Source organism: Neotamlana sargassicola (assembly GCF_020523965.1).
Classification (GTDB): Bacteria; Bacteroidota; Bacteroidia; order Flavobacteriales; family Flavobacteriaceae; genus Neotamlana; species Neotamlana sargassicola.
The window spans coordinates 165,257-183,922 of the sequence record NZ_JAJAPX010000002.1 but is presented as its reverse complement, the minus strand read 5'-3'; the positions used below and the strand labels follow the sequence as shown (position 1 = coordinate 183,922).

The following is an 18,666-nucleotide window of genomic DNA, read 5'->3' as shown; positions in this document are numbered from 1 at the left end:
AACTTTCTATTATTAACGTATTAAACCATGCAGCGGTTTATTTTTTTACGAATTTAACTATAAATTAAAAGTTGCTGCCTTTTTTTAACCCGAAAAAAGACTAACTTCACTCAACCAACACAAGCTTTTTTACTTTTTATATTTTTTTGGAATGGCTTTTGATTTTAATTTTTAAGAGAAATTAAACCGTATGAAACAGACACTTACTTTTTTAATGATTATACTTTTTGCAAATTTTGCTTCGGCACAACATAAAAACTACGACGAATTATGGGAACAAGTTGAAAAATTTGAAGCTGATGGCCTACCTAAATCGGCTTTAAAAGTGGTAGAAGACATTGTAACAAAAGCAAAACAAGACAATAACACGCCGCAACTTATAAAAACCATGGTTTTTAAAGGCAAATTTGCCCTTATTTTAGAAGAAGATGCCCAACTTAACATAATAAACGATTTTAAAACCCAAATTGAAGCTAGCAAATTCCCTACTAAAAATGTATTAGAAAGCATGCTTGCCAAAATGTATTGGCAGTATTTTCAGCAAAACCGTTGGCAGTTTTACAACCGCACGAAAACAAGCGAAAAGGTAGATAAAACCGATTTTAGAACCTGGGATTTACAAACACTGTTTAACGAAATTCATGTACACTACCAAAAGGCCTTAGCGAACGGGTTAATGCTTCAGCAAGAAGATTTAAGCCAGTTTAATGATATTTTAATTCTTCAAAAGGACTCTAAAAAATACCGCCCTACCCTATTCGATTTTTTAAACCATGAAGCGCTTGAATTTTATAAAACCAGTGAAACCCATATTACCAGACCGTCTTACAAATTCGAAATTGATACTCCAGATTTTTTAGCCGATGCCAAAACCTTTTCCGAATTAAAAATAACCTCAAAAGATTCTACTTCGTTACAATTAAATGCTCTAAAAATTTATCAAGATTTAATTCAATTTCATTTAAAAGACAAGGCACTTTACGCTAAGGCGTATAACGATATTGAACGCTTAAAATTTGTAAACCAGCATGCCACATTTAGTAATAAAGAAGCGCTCTTTTTAAAAGCTCTTGAAACAGGTAAAAACAAAGTTAAAAACCATGAAGTTTCGGGTTTATACCATTTTGAAATTGCCAATATTCACCAACAGCAAAGCACAAAATACAATGCAAAAACTCAAGAAAACTATCGTTGGAAAGCAAAAGAAGCTCTAGAAATTTGTAATAATGTCATTGCAGATTACCCAAAAAGTCATGCCGCCGAAAAATGCCAAGTTTTAAAACAAACCATTGAAGCAACTTCTTTAAAAATAACTGCAGAACGCTTTTTACCAATACAAAAGCACGCCAAAGTTTTAGTGGACTATAAAAATATTGAATCTTTAAATTTTAAACTATTTAAGCTAAAAAGAAAAGAGCTTGAGAAGTTTGAAAACATTTACCGTAAAGAAGAAAAACTAGATTTTATAAAAGCCTTAAACGAAAACCAATCTTGGGAAAGTGTTTTAAAAAACGAAAACGATTACCAACAACATAGCACCGAAATTTTAATACCAAAATTAGTTGGTGGCGATTATTTAATTTATGCCGAAATAAAAAACAGCCCAGAAAATTTTGCTTACACAACGGTGCAGGTTACCGATTTGGCTTTAGTTGAAACCGAAACGAATACGCAAAAAATATTTCAAGTAATTAACAGAACTAACGGCGCTCCTGTTAGCAACGCTAAAGTTGAAATGAGTTATTACGAAAGAAATTCACGCGGCATTAGTCGTGAAGAATACACCACCAACAACTACGGAGAAATACGTATTGAAAAAACCAACGATTGGTACAGAAACATAACTTTAAAAGTAAGCAACGCTAACGAAACGGCCTATTTTGGCAATTATACCGTCTATACTAAGTACCAAGAATCACGAGAAAAAACACAATACAAAGCTTTCATTTTTACCGATAGAAGCATTTATCGCCCAGGGCAAACCGTGTTTTTTAAAGCTATTGCCATAAAAACTAAAAACAATAAATCTGAAGTTGTTGACAACGAACCTGTTTACGCTACACTCTATAACGTAAACGATGAGGAAGTTAGCGAATTAGAATTTAAAACCAACGAATTTGGCTCGGTTTCCGGTGAATTTATTTTACCAAATAACGGTTTAAATGGTAATTATTATATCGAGTTTGATGGCGACAATGAAGACTTTTATACAGAGCACTATTTTTCTGTAGAAGAGTACAAACGTCCTAAATTTAAAACCGAATTTACACCCGTTACAGACACTTACAAAATTAACGATTCGGTTACCGTAACAGGAAATGCACTAGCTTATGCTGGCAGCAATATTACAGATGCTAAAGTGGTTTACCGCGTACACCGCAAAGTACAATATCCGCGTTGGTATTTTTGGTACAGACCCTATTTTAGCAGCGAAGCTCAAGAAATTACACATGGCGAAACCATGACCGATGCTTCCGGAAACTTCCAAATTACTTTTAAAGCACTTCCAGACCAAAGTGTAGATAAAAACAGTTTGCCCATTTTTAACTACGAAATCACTGCCGATGTAACCGATTTAAACGGAGAAACCAGAAGTGCAACAACCATTGTTAACGTTGGTTATCATGCCTTAACCGCACAATTAACCGTTGATGCTTTAATTGATAAAAACAAGAAAAACCACAGTATTTCTATTGATACAAAAAACCTAAATGGTGAATTTGTTTCGGCTCAAGGCAATATTAAAATATACAAACTTAAAGCTCCAGAAACCGTTGTAAGACCTCGCCCTTGGGCAACGCCAGATTATCAAGAATTCTCGAAAGAAGCATACAAAAACTTATTCCCAAATGAAGCTTATACAAATGAAGATAATTCGGCTAATTGGGAAAAAGGCAAACTTGTTTTTAGTAGTGATTTTAATACCAAAAACGCTAAACAAATAGATTTAGGAAAACTTAAAAAATGGGAATCTGGCCAATACCTCATCACTTTAGAAAGTAAAGACAAATTCGGACAATTAGTTAAAGACGAAGTTAAAACCACCTTGTTTAGTGAAACCGATAAAACTTTAGCCGATAAGCAATTGTTTAGTATTACAACCAACAAATCAAAATACACTATTGGTGAAACTGCAGTTGTTACTGTAACTTCTGCTTCCGAAGATGTATCGGTTACTATTCGTATTGAAAAAGACAAAAAAATTATAAAAACCGAAATAATTCAGCTTAACAATAATAAAAAAAGCATTTCAGTTCCCGTTGAAACTAACGAAATTGGCGGTTTTGTAGTGCATTATAGTTTTGCCGCCTATAACAGTTATAAATCTGGTACAACCTATATTGCTGTGCCTTATCCTAAAACCGATTTAAACATTGAAACCAATACGTTTCGCGATAAATTACAACCAGGAACCAACGAAACTTGGAGTTTTAACATTAAAGGCCCGAAAGGCGAAAAAGTAAGCGCCGAACTTTTAGCAAGCATGTATGATGCTTCACTCGACCAGTTTAAACCTCATAATTGGTATTTCAATCCTGTGAATAACCCAACATATTATTCACGAAGTAACAATAAAGCCTATAACAGCTTTGGCAACACTAATTTTCAAGTTTATAATTACAACCCGCGATTTAGCTTTCCGAAGCAATATTACGACGAATTAAACTGGTTTGGATTTAGGTTTGGTAATGGAAATTTAATGATAAGAGGCATGAGTAATGTTTCGAGCGCGCTTAGTGGTCATGTAGCTGGTGTTCAGGTTGTTGAAGACGAAGCCATTTTAGATGAAGTAGTTGTTGTCGGTTACGGTACACAAAAAAGAAACGCTAAAGTTGGAGCAATTGCAAGCGCTCCTGCAGAAGCCGAAGCAGACAGTCTTAATGAAGATGTAATAGAAGAAACTTCCGAAGAATTAGCCACAGAAACCCCAAATTTCGATAAAATTCAAATTCGAAAAAATTTACAAGAAACCGCTTTCTTTTTTCCTCAGCTAAAAACCGACGAAGCTGGAAATGTAAGTTTTAGTTTCACCACACCTGAAGCTTTAACCCAATGGAAATTGCAACTTTTAGCACATACCAAAAACCTAGAAAGCGCTACAAAAACACTTACTACAGTTACACAAAAGGAACTTATGGTAACACCTAACGCACCACGCTTTTTACGCCATGGCGATAGCATTACCATTAGTACAAAAATTGCAAACCTAACAGACAACCAATTATCAGGAAATGCATATTTAGTCCTTACAGATGCTATTTCTGGTGAGGATGTCACAAAAGAACTAGTCAGATTGAGCGCAGTCGAAACCTTCGTGGTTAACCCCCAAGCCAACACGCAAGTGTCATGGCAACTTAGTATTCCAGACACTATCGATGCGGTTCAATATAAAATTATCGCAAAATCCGACACCTTTAGCGATGGCGAGCAAAACGCTTTACCGGTTTTAAGTAATCGTATGTTAGTTACCGAAACGCTTCCTATGTGGATTAAAAGTAACGAAACCCGAACCTTTACACTCGATAAATTAAAGACAAATTCATCTGCTACGTTAAAACATCATAAGCTAACTTTAGAAATAACTTCTAATCCGGCATGGTACGCTGTGCAAGCTTTACCATATTTAATGGAATATCCTTACGAATGTAACGAGCAAACCTTTAGCAGGTATTATGCGAATGCTTTGGCAAGCCATATTGCAAATTCTAATCCGCAAATTCAGGAGGTTTTTAACCAATGGGCCAATGCAGATGCTCTTGTTTCTAACCTTGAAAAAAACGAAGAATTAAAATCTATTTTAATACAAGAAACGCCTTGGCTTCGTGATGCACAAAGCGAAACCGAGCAGAAAAAACGCATCGCCTTATTATTCAATTTAAACAAAATGAATAATGAATTACAATCGGCAATCAACAAACTAAAATCTAACCAAATGAGCTCTGGTGCTTGGAGCTGGTTTAAAGGCGGACGCGAAAACCGCTACATTACCCAACATATTATTTCTGGTTTTGGGCATCTTAAACAACTCAATGTCACAAATAATTATGATGAAAACTCTAAAATGATTCAAAAAGCCATCAAATATTTAGATGCGCAGTTTGTTAAAGAATATAAAGACCTAACAAAATACAATGCTAAAGTTGATTTAAGCAAAGATCATTTAAGCTACACACAGCTTCAATATTTATACATGCGAAGCTTCTTCCCTGAAATTAAACCTTCAAAGGAAGTTGAAAACATAATGGGTTATTACCAAACTCAAATTCAGAAGTATTGGATAAGTAGAAGTTTATACGCAAAAGGATTAATGGCGCTCGTTTCCTATAGAAAAGATGACAAAAACACAGCATCAAAAATTTTAAAATCGCTAAAAGAAACGAGTATTACTAATGAAGAATTGGGCATGTACTGGAAAGCAAACACGAACTCATGGTTTTGGTATCAAGCACCTATTGAAACACAAGCGCTTTTAATTGAAGCCTTTTCTGAAGCAGGCGAATCGCTGTATGTCAAGCTGAGCGCAGTCGAAGCTGAAAAGAAAAATCTCACAACCATCGACAACCTAAAAATCTGGTTACTTAAAAATAAGCAAACCAACCGTTGGAAAACTACCAAAGCAACTACCGAAGCGGTTTATGCATTATTGCTTCAAGGTAGTGATTGGTTAAGCGTTACTGAAGCTGTTGATGTTTTAGTAGCTAATAAAAAAATTGAACCTAAAAAGATAGAAAACGTAAAAGTTGAAGCCGGAACGGGTTATTTTAAAACCTCATGGAATCGGTCAGAAATTAAACCCGAAATGGCCAACGTTACACTAACCAAAAAAGGCGATGGTATTGCTTGGGGCGGATTGTATTGGCAGTATTTTGAAGATTTAGATAAAATTTCATCGGCAGAAACACCATTAAGCCTTAAAAAGAAGCTTTTCAAAAAAACAAACACAGATTTTGGAGAAGAAATCACTGAAATTACTGAAAACACCAAACTTGAAGTTGGCGATTTAGTTCGTGTTCGTATTGAGTTGCGTAGCGATCGTGCTATGGAATTTATACACATGAAAGACATGCGTGCCGCAGGTTTAGAACCCGTAAATGTAATTAGTCAATACAAATGGCAAGATGGTTTGGGCTATTACGAAAGCACAAAAGATGCGAGCACAAACTTCTTTTTCGACTATTTACCAAAAGGAATTTATGTTTTTGAATACGATTTACGTGTTAACAATGCTGGTAACATGAGCAATGGAATTACCACCATACAAAGCATGTACGCACCCGAATTTAGTAGCCATAGCGAAGGCGTAAGATTACATGTAAACTAAATTGTTTAAATTTGTAACAGATTTGCCCCAAAATCTATTACGCCTATGAAACGGTTTTTATCTTTTAAATTAATTTTCCTGCTTGGTTTGTTATGCCTTCTAGCTTGTGGTGGGCAAAAACAAATTGGCTATAATAGCATTCCTATTACCGAAAACCCTAAACTGTTATTTATTAATTACACTTTAGAAGCAAAGGAAGAAAACACAAAAAAAATACAACTAATTAGTAAAAAAATCACAGATGGCTTGGTAAAAACCCAAAGTCATAAATTTACTAACGAACCCAATATTGATGATATTAAATGTGTGCAATTAGATAAAAATTCTAAAGCAATTCACATTGACTATATAAAAAATCCGTTAATTAAGTTTACCGAAACATCAAACGAATCGCTTGAGTTTTCACGACAAAAACACATTTTAAAAAAAGCTCCAATTTCACTTAAATTACAATTACATCCTGAAGCGCATTATTTAAGATTACTTGTAATAACCGATAACAAAAAAAGCACCACAGAGCTTATAACCACAAAACTGGATTAAAAATGAAAAAGGTTAAATTTTTTATCGTATTGATGTTATCAAGCTTTTTAAACGCTCAGGTTTTTGATGTTGAAACTATTAAATATTCTGGTGATGACAATAATCGTATTAACCTAGTTATTTTAAGTGAAGGCTATCAAGAAAGTGAATTATCAGATTTTATTTCTGATGCGGAAAAATTCACCTCAACCGTTTTTGCTCAACCTCCTTTTTCAAATTATGCTAGCTATTTTAACGTTTATGCAGTGAAAGTACCATCTAACGAAAGTGGTGCCGATAGGCCTTCTACAAACACTTACGTAGACACTTATTTTAACGCCACTTACGAAGCTTTTGGCAATCAATATTTACTTTATTACGAAGTCGATGGGTATAGTGCCAACAATACCGAAGCAAAAATACTCAGTGTTCTAGCCGATAATACACCAAATTATGATGTGGGACTTATTTTAGTAAATTCTCCCGATTATGGTGGCAGCGGTGGTAGTTTCCCTATGGCTTATAATGGTTATTGGGGAAATAATGTAATTATGCATGAACTAGGACATTCCTTGTTCGATTTAAAAGATGAATATTACCCTGGAGATGAATTAGCGGCAGAAGCTTTAAACATGACACAAGAAACCGATGCCGCTTTAGTTAAATGGAAAAACTGGATTAACACAAATAGCGTTGGCATTTATCAATATACTTGCGACACGGGAAATTGTGCAGATTGGTATAAACCACACCAAAACTGCATTATGGAAAAAATAGACAAAGGATTTTGCTCGGTTTGTAAAGAAGGTATGGTGGCAAAAATTCATGAATTGGTTTCTCCAATTGATAGTTATTTACCAAATAGCAATACAATTGAAGCAACAGACTTTCCAATTAATTTTAGCCTATCTTTAATTAAGCCAGACCCAAATACATTGGAGAGCACTTGGACATTAAACAACGATATTTTTGCTAATAATTTAGATGAAATTTCTATTAACGAAACCGATTTAATTGAAGGTGAAAACACACTTGTAACTGCCATTACAGACAACACAAGCCTCATAAGAATTGACAATTACGAAACCATAAATATACACACCGTAACTTGGAGCATTAATTACTCTACTTTAGGTATTGAAACTATTAGTAGCGAAAACAATTTGAGTATTAAAATGTATCCAAATCCTACTAAAAACACCATTAGTTTTTCATTTGAAAACGGAAATAATTCTAACCTAAAAATTGAAATTATAAGTTTAGACGGTAAGCGAATAAAAACATTAAAGCTTAAAAATTTTGAAACCGAAAGTATAAATATTAGCAAATTAAACTCCGGAGTTTATTTAGCCAATTTTTATTCTGATAATGCGTTGTTATCTACAAAAAAACTTATTAAGCTGTAGTTTTATTTTTTCTTTTAAATACAAAAATTAAAATAGCAATAGCTACAATTGCAAGACTTACCCATAAAATATAATTGTTATAAAAATTTTCAGAATCAGATTCTGAAAAAACTGCAACGGTATTGTTTTCAATAAGAAAAGAAGCACTAAACGCGTTGTCCTTGGTAAGTTTTTCTCGAACATGAGAATCCTTATAAACAATCTGAAAAAAGTTTATTTGATTTTGATTTTCTTCAAAACAGGGTGCAGTAACTTTTATAATATTCGGATTAGCTGGCAAATAATTAATTTTAAATTTTAAATCGCTTTGATGGTTTCCTAACTTAATAGCGCCTTTACCTATTTTTAAGGCTTCACCATTAATTGATATCGCAATGGTTTCTCGTAGATATTTAATTAAAAGCTCCTTAAACTCTGTTAAATCTACCGCCTTTAAATCTAACTCGGGATATTTTTTTACTAAGGCTTGTTCTATTCCGTATTGAGATAAGCTTATGGCCAACCATCCTTCATGCTCTAAAACATGTAATTTTAATGAAGATTGATATGGGTTATGCGCAAATGCTAAACTTTGAAACCCAAGCAAACAAATGCAAAAACACTTTAGGAAAAATTTCATATTAAAAAGACATCAAAAAAAGAAGCAAAACATATTTAGTTACAACGCTTTTGCTTCTAAAAGTTTAAATTAATTTATTCGTATGTTGAAAAACTATTACTTGCAACTGTTGCACCATAAGTACATGGCAAAATATTTGGCACATCTTCATTAGTAATATGATAATGATAAATACCTTCTGGAAATTCATCGGTTACATGTGTGTGCCCATTACAATCGTCCAAATCTGTTGGTGTTGAACCATCATAATCCTCATAGCCATAAATAGCAAAACCATCGCGTGCGTAACCCACAACTTCACTACTTGTTTGCTCAATATTTGTGCACGAAACGCTGGTTACACCTTCCTGATCTAATAAATGATTTACTACCTGTGGAATTAAATGATAATGATAAGGCCCATCGGGTTGCGGATGCCCACCACATGGGTCTAAAGCTGGAATTGCCGCACCAACCGCACTTGCTGCTCCTGGTGGTTGTTCGGCATAAGGAAATCCATCTAAAGATACGCCCCAATACTCTAAAGTAGTTGTTGTAGAAGCTCTTGTTGTTTTTACAGGATACGCTGGTATGTAATAGGTAATGGTTAAATCGTTTAAATTAGCATCTAAACATGAGCCATTTATTCCAGAACCAGCATCAATGAAACCAGAACCAGGACCACCAGCAGGAATTTGTATATTAATTGAACCATCGTCGTTAATTATATCGTAACCGTCGGTGGCAAAATCTGCCCAAAGTTCATCATCTAAAGCTCGTAAACCTGGGTTGGTATTTCCATCCCAAACACCAAGGCCTCCTACTTCACCAACATATTCAGGACAACCTGGACCCCAAGCTTCAGGTGAATTTGTATAACTTACTTTATAACATTTTGTTTCCGTTCCATCAGACAACGTACAATCTACCAACTCAAACTCACTAGTTCGCGAATAGCTTGAAAATAAACTTGTATTTAATACTAATGTTGAAGCTTCAGAGGTTTCATCACCCTCATCATCTGAGGAACTTGCCCCACTACAAGCATTAAACAACATAAACACAGACGCGATTGCAAAACTATAGATGAGATTACTTTTCATATTTAATATAAAATTTCGTGATTTATAGTTTTAGATGCTTTACTCACAAAAAACTTGTGCTTGAATAAATAAAAAAAAACGACCAAAACTACAGATGTAGCTTCAATCGTTAATTATCAAAAAAAAATCTAAATTCTTCGTATTCTATTTTTGTGGCGGCATGGTTGGGCGCACCTCTATTTTACTTGGTAAAGTACGCGGATTCATTTTAAGCAAATCTACCACCAACTCGCCTATATCTTCACCTTGAATTTTCCATGCTTCGTCTTCACTTGGTGTTCTTCCGTTAAAATAAGTCGATACAGAACCTGGCATTATAGTACTAACTTTTACATTATGCTGGCGTAAATCTAACATTACGGCTTGGGTAAACCCTGTTACACCAAATTTGCTCGCATTGTAAGCCGACCCTTTTGCAAAAAAATTTGTTCCCGCTAAACTCGAAATGCTAATAAAATAACCTTGAGTTTGCTTTAAAGCTTCAACCGTAGTTTTAATGGTATAAAAAACACCTGTTAAATTGGTATCTATAATGTCGTGCCATTGTTCCAAAGTTAAATCTTCTATACTTGCAAAATGCCCTAAACCTGCATTGGCAACTACAATATCTATTTGTTTAAAACGCTCTAAAATTGCTTTTACGGCATTTTCTTGACTTTCAAAACTTCTAACATCGGCTTCTACGCCTATAGCTTCAGCTTCTGTAGTTTTAGTTTTGTTTAATTCTGAAGCCGCTTTATTGGCAGCTTCTTTACCTCTGCTCGTTACAGCAACGTTAATACCTTCATTTAATAAAGCTAAAGCCGCTGCGTAACCTATGCCTTTTGATCCGCCGGTTATTAAAGCGGTTTTATGTTTTAATGTATTCAAAATATAGTTTATTTAATTGTTCGTTTTTCTTTTAAATTATAATTCTGGCGGATATGCTGCCAATATTTTTTTAGCAATCGCTTGCATTTTAGCTTCACGCTGCTCGGGTGTGCTATTTAATTTTAATGATGTTTCAGCAACGGCTTGCCAAAAGAGTTGTTTTTTATTCTCGTCAACAAAATCGATAGTTATAATACGGTTAAAGCTAGAATCTCCAACAGGAATTCCTATAGATATGCCTCCACCTACATGTCCGCCACTACCGCCAACGCCTAAACCAACAGTTTGTCTGGGTGCTGCTTGAAAAGCTTCACTTTTTATATCAATAAAAAAATCTGGACTATCTGCTAAGTAAAATCCTTTTGTAGTCATAGTGCTATCAATAGCATTGAGTAAACGATTTGTATCTAATTCGCTAAAACCTGTTTTCATATCGGCATAATAATTATAGGTTTTATAATTATTAAAATTGGCAGCACTATCGTAATCATAATCTACCTTAACGGTTGCGCATGATAAGGTTGAAATGGCTACTAAAAAGACTAGTAAAAATCTCATAACTTTAATTTTTATTTAAAATTAACAGAAAAACGTACTTTCTATTTAAGTTTTTATGCTAAATATTTGTGAAACTTATAGTATCTTGAAGCATAACACCACATATTAAGCACATGAAACGACTTTTTACTTTGTTTGCCACATTAATTGTTACGTTTTTACATGGGCAAAACGAAAGACCTCAAGACCCTAAACCTCCTTTTAACTACACTTCTGAAGCTCTTTATTTTATCAATACCGAAGCCGATAGCATTAAACTTGCAGGTACTTTAACCTTGCCCAAAAACACAAAAAAAGCACCCGTTGCCATTTTAATTTCGGGGTCAGGACCTCAAAATAGAAATGAAGAAGTCACACAATTTAACCATCGCCCGTTTTGGGTTTTAGCCGATTTTTTATCTAAACATGGCGTTGCTGTTTTACGATATGATGATAGAGGCATTGCAGAATCTGAAGGCGATTTTAGTACTGCAACTACTTTCGATTTTGCTACAGATGTTGAAGCAACCATAAAGTATTTAAAAACGAGAACCGATATTGACACTACCAAAATAGGTTTAATTGGACATAGCGAAGGCGGATTAATTGCCCCCATAGTAGCATCAAAAAACAAAACTCTTGCCTTTTGCGTATTACTTGCTGGACCTGGTGTAAACGGCGCTGAAATTTTAAAATCGCAATCGCGAAAAATAGCTGAATTATCTGGAACACCAGAAATGTTTATTAACGAAAACGAGAAACTCTCTAGCCTTATTTACAGTATTATTCAAAATGAAAATGATAACGACATTATAAAAACAAAAATAACAGATACTTTAAACGATTATAAGTTTAAAAACCCAATGTCGCCCATTGCTAACGCTATTACACCGGTAATGATTGAGCAACAGTTTAAGGTTTTAAACTCACCTTGGCTTTTAACTTTTATTAGAACCGAACCTAAAGATTACCTTGAAAAAACTACCTGTCCTGTTTTAGCTTTGAACGGCAGTAAAGACGTACAGGTTTTGCCTAAATTAAATTTGGAAAGTATAGGCAATGCCTTAAAATTAACCGATAATAAAAATGTTACGTTACTAGAATTAGCAGACTTAAATCACTTATTTCAAACTTGCGAAACAGGCATGATTAATGAGTACAGTAGTATTGATGAAACTTTTTCGCCAGAAGCCTTAAATATTATTAAAGATTGGATTTTAAAAAATACGCAATAAAAAAAGCCGTCTCAAACATTGATATTTACTAAAAATAAAAACTTCCTCTTAAGACCATTTATACTTTAGGACAATGTTCGAGATGACATTTTTATATACCAAATTATTTCTCAATAATTAATCTTTAATAGGTTCTCTTTGTTCTTCATTTAAATGCTTCGCATAAAACCCTAACATTGCTTTATACAATTCAATTGTGTTTTCTTCTTTTCCAAATCCATGACCTTCATCGTATTTTACCATATAAGGTACATCGACATTTCTGGCTCGTAAACCACTAACAATTTGGTCGGATTCATCAATATTAACTCTAGGGTCGTTAGCACCTTGAACAACAAATAATGGTTTTTTAATTTTATCGATGTGATTAACAGGAGAAACTTCTTCCATAATAAGTTTTTCTTCGGCTACATCCTCATCATACCAAATTTCTTTAATAATTTTTAAGTAAGGTTTCCAGTAAGGTGGTATAGATTTCATGAATGTAAAAAGATTTGAAACCCCAACATAATCTACGCCACAAGCATACAAATCTGGGGTTTTAGTTAAGCCTCTTAAAACAGCATAACCACCATGGCTAGCGCCATAAATTGCGGCTTTATCACCATCTACCCAACCTTTATCGATAACATATTTTAAGCCATCTTCAACATCGTCCATAGCTTTACGACCAATTTGTTTAAACCCAGATTCTAGAAAAGCACGCCCATAACCACCCGAAATTCTAAAGTTAACTTGTAAAGTTGCATATCCTCGACTAGCAAACAATTGGGTTTCTGGATTAAACCCCCAAGAATCGCGAACACCTTGAGGTCCTCCATGAGGATTTACAATTACAGGTACCTTTTCCCCATTTAATGCCGCTTTTGGTAAAGTAATATAACCATGAATTGTAACACCATCGCGACTTGTAAAACTTATAGGTCGCATTTCGGCCATATCAACGGGGTTAAGTTGTGGCATGGTATTATAAATTTCTTTTAACTCATCTTTTTGCAAATCGTACGCATAATAAACACCATAAAGCTTATCGCTTGTTACGTAAAGCATAAACTTAGTTTCGTCTTCGGTTTTATCTAAAACGTAATATTGCATGTTTGGTAAAACTTCGTTTACCTTGGCGTCAATTTTTTTATAAGTATCGCTAACAGGTATTAATACATTTTTTTCGCCTTCATATGAAAAATAATCGATCGCATAGTTATTTTTTTTAGACAACCCCATGCTACTTACATCGTAATTAGGATTAGAAAACACCTTTTCAATTACTTTCATTCTTTTTAGATCACACAAGAGAATTTCAGATTTATCGGATTCTAAATTTGAAACCACGTAGGCATCATGAGCATACTCGGTTGAGTAATCGAAGGCAATAATACCAAATTTATCTTTCCAGCTTAATTGCTTCATAAATTTAAATCCACCTTCTCCATCTTCATAATACAAATCGTTAAATACACCATCTTTCATTTTGGTGTAGCCTCTTAAATTCCCGTCTTTATCGAATTCATATCCAGAAATAGGATTATTAATATCATCATTTGTAAAAAGCTGTGTTATTTCTCCAGTAACTACATTTAGTTTATAAGGTTCGAAAACCTGTGGATTATTTTTATTTAATTCCACAATTATATGATCCTTATCTTCCTTTAAAAGTTCCGAAAAATTGGCTTTCACCCCATCGAAAGGTGTTAAATCTTTATCGTTAGTTCCATCTAAATTTATAGCATAAATGTGATTATTTTCGTCGCCACCTTTATCCATTACATAATACAAACGTTCGTGATTTAACCAACCATAACCTCGAATTAATTCTTCTGACTCTACAATAACTCGATTAGCCTCGCCCGTTTCAATATTTTTTACGTACACATGTTGTTTTCCATTTTCATCGCGTTCTCGATAAGACAGATATTTTCCGTTAGGAGAAAACCGAAATGTATACCCTTTTGGATTTGAAAAATAATCTTCAACACTATATTTATATTGCCCTTTCGACAAACTAGAAAGCGCTTTTAATTCGGCTTCTGAAGACACCAAATCGGGATTTCCAGGTAACGTAATTACCGTTTTTGTTAAGGTTAGTGGCAAAGCATTTCCACCTTGATTAAACGTACCGTTAAATGTTTCGCCTTCTAGTGATGCTGTGTATTTTATTCCAGCTTGTTTAAATAATATAGTTAAGGTATTGTCTGTAAAAGTAGTCTCGTCCATTGGGATTCCTGATGCTCCTTGAGACGGACTATCCATAGTAGATTTTAAGACATTATTCTCTTGAGAAATATTAAAAATTAAGGGCATTTCCATACCTTGAACTTTTAAAGTGCCCTTCCAAGAGCCTGTTATGTCTTGTGCTTTTGCAAAAAAAGTACAAAGTAAAAGTGTAAAAACAACGAGTAATTGACGATTTGATTTCATTAAATATTCTGGATTTAGTTAACAATAGATATCGATAAGTATAAAAGCATCTTACTTTGTTACATAAAGTAAGAGTTTTATTCGATATTGCTACTAAATAATCCTAAATTTTAAGGAAAATAACGACATCCAAAAAACTGTTAACTAAGCGTTTAACATTCTCCATAGCGTATCTTTTAGCTCTGTAATTCCTTTTTGAGCCACCGAAGAAATAAACATATATGGAATTGGCAATTCGATATCCAATTCAGTTTTCAATTCTGCTTTTAACTCATCATCTAACATATCACTTTTCGATATGGCAATCATGCGTTCTTTATCAAGCATTTCTGGATTGTAACGCTTAAGTTCATCGAGCAGAATATCATATTGTTTTCTAATATCTGGAGCATCCGATGGAATTAAAAACAACAAGATAGAATTACGTTCAATATGACGTAAAAAGTAATGACCTAAACCTTTACCTTCTGCAGCACCTTCAATAATACCAGGAATATCTGCCATAACAAAGGTTTGAAAATCGCGATATTTTACAATACCTAAATTAGGTTTTAAAGTAGTAAACTCATAATCTGCAATTTTAGGTTTTGCCGCAGTTAACACCGACAATAATGTAGATTTACCAGCATTTGGGAAACCAACTAAACCAACATCGGCAAGTACTTTAAGCTCCATGGTAACGTACTTTTCTTCCATGGGTAAACCTGGTTGCGCATAACGCGGTGTTTGATTTGTAGCACTTTTAAAATGCCAGTTTCCTAAACCACCTTTACCGCCTCGAGCTAGTATTTTTTCTTCGCCATCTTCGGTAATTTCAAAAAGTATTTCGTTGGTTTCCGTATCTCTAATTACGGTTCCAAGAGGTACATCGATGTAAACATCTTCGCCATCGGCACCAAAGCTGCGGCCACTGCTACCATGTTCGCCGTGTCCTGCTCTGGTGTGTTTTTTAAATTTTAAGTGTAATAATGTCCAAAGGTTTGCTCTACCACGCACAATAACATGACCACCACGACCACCATCACCACCATCAGGTCCGCCTTTTGCAATGTATTTTTCGCGGTGTAAATGTGCGGAACCTTTACCGCCATTACCTGAACTTACATACATTTTTACGTAGTCAACGAAATTTCCTTCAGTCATTTTGTTTTGTTTATTTGTTTGTTGTGGAGTTGTTTAGTTGCGCATGTTTCGGCTAAACAACTAAACGAATAAACACCTTCTACAAGCTGTCAATTACACTGCTTAAACGCACTGTAATATCTTCAATGCTTCCTACTCCATCAACGCCATAATATTTATCTTGTGCAGAATAAAAATCTTTTAAAATTGCCGTTTTTTGGTAATATTCTTTAATTCGGTTTCTTATAATAGCTTCATCGGCATCATCTGCTCTTCCACTGGTTTCTCCACGTTTAAGTAAACGCTCTACTAAAATTTCATCATCAACCTCAAGCGCAATCATCGCATTAATTTGAGAATCTTTAGTATCCATTAAATTATCTAACGCTTCAGCTTGAGCATTAGTTCTTGGAAATCCGTCGAAAATAAAACCATTAGCATCGGCATTTTTTTCAACTTCGGCATTTAACATATCAATAGTTACTTGGTCTGGAACTAATTCACCTTTATCCATATAAGATTTTGCTAACATTCCTAAAGCCGTTTCGTTTTTAATATTATATCTAAAAACATCTCCGGTAGAAATATGCACTAAATTATATTTCTCTTTTAAAAAGTTAGCTTGTGTTCCTTTGCCTGCTCCTGGAGGACCAAATAGCACTAAATTTGTCATGTGTTGTGTGTCTTTTATTTGATATACTTCGGGTAAATTTCTTCCTAAACCATCATAGTCTAAGCCATAGCCTACTATAAATTTGTTAGGAATTTCCATACCCACGTAATGTAGTTTAAAATCTTTTTTGTAAGCTTCTGGTTTATAAAATAAAGTCGCAATTTTTAGCGATTTTACCTTTTCGTTTTTAAAAATACGATGCACTTCGGCAAGGGTATTTCCAGTATCAATAATATCTTCAAGTACAACAACAGTTCTTCCTGTTAAGTCTTGAGTTAAACCAATTAAACGCTGAATATCTTCGGTAGATTTAACACCTTCATACGAAGCTAATTTTATAAATGTAACCTCGCATGGATTTTTATACTTCTTTACAAAATCGCTAACCACCATAAACGACCCGTTCAAAATGCCTACAAAAACTGGTATTTCGTCGCCAACATCCTTTAAAATATCATCGGCTAGTTTTTGCATAGCCTTATCTATTTGGGCTGCAGAAATAAAAGGTTTAAAATATTTGTCGTGTAGCTTTATCACACAAAATGGTTTTAAAGTGGCAAATATAGTTAATAGATTAACTTTTACCACCTTTTTTGGTCGCTGTTTTAATTACTAATTAAATATTTTAAATGTATTTTTGCGTATCAAAAAACGAGTTTTTAGCATTTACACATGACAAATTACTTTTCTTCAGATTTTAAATTAGGAATTTTAGGCGGCGGACAACTAGGAAAAATGCTGCTTTACAACACCCGAAAATTTGACATTTACACCTGTGTTTTAGAGGCGAGCAACGATGCTCCAAGCAAAATTGCTTGCGACGAGTTTCATTTAGGAAATTTAATGGATTACGACGCCGTTTATAACTTTGGAAAACAAGTTGACGTGCTTACCATTGAAATTGAAAATGTAAATGTTGATGCTCTAGAAGCCTTAGAAAAAGAAGGCATAAAAGTTTATCCAGCCGCGAAAACTTTGCGCACCATACAAAACAAAGCCAAACAAAAATTGTTTTATATAGACAACAATTTACCAACGGCTCCATTTACGCGATTTGCTTACTTATCTGAAATTGAAGACGCTATTAACAACGGAGGTTTAACTTTGCCTTTTGTTTGGAAAGCAGCACAGTTTGGTTATGACGGTAATGGTGTAAAAATGGTAAGAAAAATTGAAGATTTACAAGGCTTACCAACTGGCGAATGCATAGCCGAACAGCTAATACCTTTTAAAAATGAATTGGCAGTAATTGTTGCAAGAAATAGTTCTGGCGAGATAAAAACATTCCCTGTTGTTGAAATGGAATTTCACCCTGAAGCCAACCAAGTAGAATATGTTATTTGTCCGGCTAGAATTGATGAAGCTGTTGCCAAAAAAGCAACCGAAGTTGCTCTAAAAGTATCGGAGGCTTTTAATCATGTTGGGTTATTAGCGGTTGAAATGTTTCAAACCGAAGACGACCAAATTTTAATAAACGAAGTAGCACCACGACCTCATAATTCAGGGCACCAAACTATTGAAGCTAGTTACACCTCGCAGTTCGAGCAACATATCCGCGCTATTTTAAATTTACCTTTAGGAAGAACAGACAGTAAAGTTGGAGGCGTTATGGTAAACTTAGTTGGCGCCGAAGGTTACACCGGCAATGTTATATACGAAAACATTGAAGCTATTATGAAAATGGACGGCGTTACACCACATGTTTATGGCAAAAAACAAACACGCCCGTTTAGAAAAATGGGACATGTAACCATAGTTGATGAAGATTTAAATGAGGCCCGTAAAATTGCCGAAGAAGTAAAAAAGAAAATTAAAGTAATAAGTGAATAAATTTTAATTCTGAAGTTTAAAATTTAATAC

Annotated in this window: 12 protein-coding genes; 5 read left to right on the top strand and 7 right to left on the bottom strand. The window is 34.3% G+C overall.

What is annotated here, in order from left to right; translation table 11 throughout:
• Positions 1 to 190 precede the first annotated feature (190 nt).
• Genes LG651_RS05585 through LG651_RS05575 form a run of 3 tightly spaced genes read left to right on the top strand, consistent with a single transcriptional unit; the run spans position 191 to position 8,250 of the window.
• Positions 191 to 6,322, top strand: coding sequence for an alpha-2-macroglobulin family protein (locus LG651_RS05585; protein WP_226695168.1), 6,132 nt, complete (start codon positions 191 to 193; stop codon positions 6,320 to 6,322).
• Positions 6,323 to 6,367: 45 nt separating this feature from the next.
• Entirely contained in the window at positions 6,368 to 6,865 is a 498-nt protein-coding gene (locus LG651_RS05580; RefSeq protein ID WP_226695167.1) for a hypothetical protein, read from the top strand.
• A gap of 2 nt (positions 6,866 to 6,867) precedes the next feature.
• Positions 6,868 to 8,250 (top strand): T9SS type A sorting domain-containing protein, encoded by a 1,383-nt coding sequence (locus LG651_RS05575; RefSeq protein WP_226695166.1) that lies wholly within the window; start codon positions 6,868 to 6,870, stop codon positions 8,248 to 8,250.
• On the opposite strand, the gene LG651_RS05570 is transcribed toward LG651_RS05575, so the two are convergent.
• From LG651_RS05570 to LG651_RS05555, 4 genes are all read right to left on the bottom strand, one after another.
• The gene (locus LG651_RS05570; protein ID WP_226695165.1) at positions 8,240 to 8,836 is read right to left on the bottom strand and encodes a hypothetical protein; all 597 of its coding nucleotides are present in this window, start codon (positions 8,834 to 8,836) and stop codon (positions 8,240 to 8,242) included. The two genes, LG651_RS05575 and LG651_RS05570, sit on opposite strands and share 11 nt — an antisense overlap.
• Positions 8,837 to 8,943: 107 nt before the next feature.
• Positions 8,944 to 9,951 (bottom strand): YHYH protein, encoded by a 1,008-nt coding sequence (locus tag LG651_RS05565; RefSeq protein WP_226695164.1) that lies wholly within the window; start codon positions 9,949 to 9,951, stop codon positions 8,944 to 8,946.
• Positions 9,952 to 10,095: 144 nt separating this feature from the next.
• A complete protein-coding gene (locus LG651_RS05560) occupies positions 10,096 to 10,821 on the bottom strand; it encodes an SDR family oxidoreductase (protein ID WP_226695163.1) in 726 nt (241 codons plus the stop codon).
• Between the two features lie 36 nt (positions 10,822 to 10,857).
• A complete protein-coding gene (locus LG651_RS05555) occupies positions 10,858 to 11,379 on the bottom strand; it encodes a DUF4136 domain-containing protein (RefSeq protein ID WP_226695162.1) in 522 nt (173 codons plus the stop codon).
• Between the two features lie 113 nt (positions 11,380 to 11,492).
• Here LG651_RS05555 and LG651_RS05550 point away from each other — a divergent pair, with 113 nt between their 5' ends.
• Entirely contained in the window at positions 11,493 to 12,593 is a 1,101-nt protein-coding gene (locus LG651_RS05550) for an alpha/beta hydrolase family protein (RefSeq protein ID WP_226695161.1), read from the top strand.
• Positions 12,594 to 12,710: 117 nt separating this feature from the next.
• Here the strand turns inward: LG651_RS05550 and LG651_RS05545 are convergent, their stop codons facing one another.
• From LG651_RS05545 to LG651_RS05535, 3 genes are all read right to left on the bottom strand, one after another.
• A complete protein-coding gene (locus LG651_RS05545) occupies positions 12,711 to 15,011 on the bottom strand; it encodes a S9 family peptidase (protein ID WP_226695160.1) in 2,301 nt (766 codons plus the stop codon).
• A 144-nt stretch (positions 15,012 to 15,155) separates the two neighbouring features.
• The gene (gene obgE / locus LG651_RS05540) at positions 15,156 to 16,154 is read right to left on the bottom strand and encodes a GTPase ObgE (protein WP_226695159.1); all 999 of its coding nucleotides are present in this window, start codon (positions 16,152 to 16,154) and stop codon (positions 15,156 to 15,158) included.
• Between the two features lie 79 nt (positions 16,155 to 16,233).
• The gene (locus tag LG651_RS05535; protein WP_226695158.1) at positions 16,234 to 17,343 is read right to left on the bottom strand and encodes an adenylate kinase; all 1,110 of its coding nucleotides are present in this window, start codon (positions 17,341 to 17,343) and stop codon (positions 16,234 to 16,236) included.
• Positions 17,344 to 17,478: 135 nt separating this feature from the next.
• Here LG651_RS05535 and LG651_RS05530 point away from each other — a divergent pair, with 135 nt between their 5' ends.
• Positions 17,479 to 18,636, top strand: coding sequence for a 5-(carboxyamino)imidazole ribonucleotide synthase (locus tag LG651_RS05530; protein WP_226695157.1), 1,158 nt, complete (start codon positions 17,479 to 17,481; stop codon positions 18,634 to 18,636).
• Positions 18,637 to 18,666: the final 30 nt, after the last annotated feature.

Coding starts and splice junctions, on each gene's coding strand:
- obgE (WP_226695159.1), bottom strand. CDS start 16,154: ATGACTGAAGGAAATTTCGTTGACTACGTAAAAATGTATGTAAGTTCA.
- LG651_RS05580 (WP_226695167.1), top strand. CDS start 6,368: ATGAAACGGTTTTTATCTTTTAAATTAATTTTCCTGCTTGGTTTGTTA.
- LG651_RS05555 (WP_226695162.1), bottom strand. CDS start 11,379: ATGAGATTTTTACTAGTCTTTTTAGTAGCCATTTCAACCTTATCATGC.
- LG651_RS05545 (WP_226695160.1), bottom strand. CDS start 15,011: ATGAAATCAAATCGTCAATTACTCGTTGTTTTTACACTTTTACTTTGT.
- LG651_RS05575 (WP_226695166.1), top strand. CDS start 6,868: ATGAAAAAGGTTAAATTTTTTATCGTATTGATGTTATCAAGCTTTTTA.
- LG651_RS05530 (WP_226695157.1), top strand. CDS start 17,479: ATGACAAATTACTTTTCTTCAGATTTTAAATTAGGAATTTTAGGCGGC.
- LG651_RS05585 (WP_226695168.1), top strand. CDS start 191: ATGAAACAGACACTTACTTTTTTAATGATTATACTTTTTGCAAATTTT.
- LG651_RS05565 (WP_226695164.1), bottom strand. CDS start 9,951: ATGAAAAGTAATCTCATCTATAGTTTTGCAATCGCGTCTGTGTTTATG.
- LG651_RS05550 (WP_226695161.1), top strand. CDS start 11,493: ATGAAACGACTTTTTACTTTGTTTGCCACATTAATTGTTACGTTTTTA.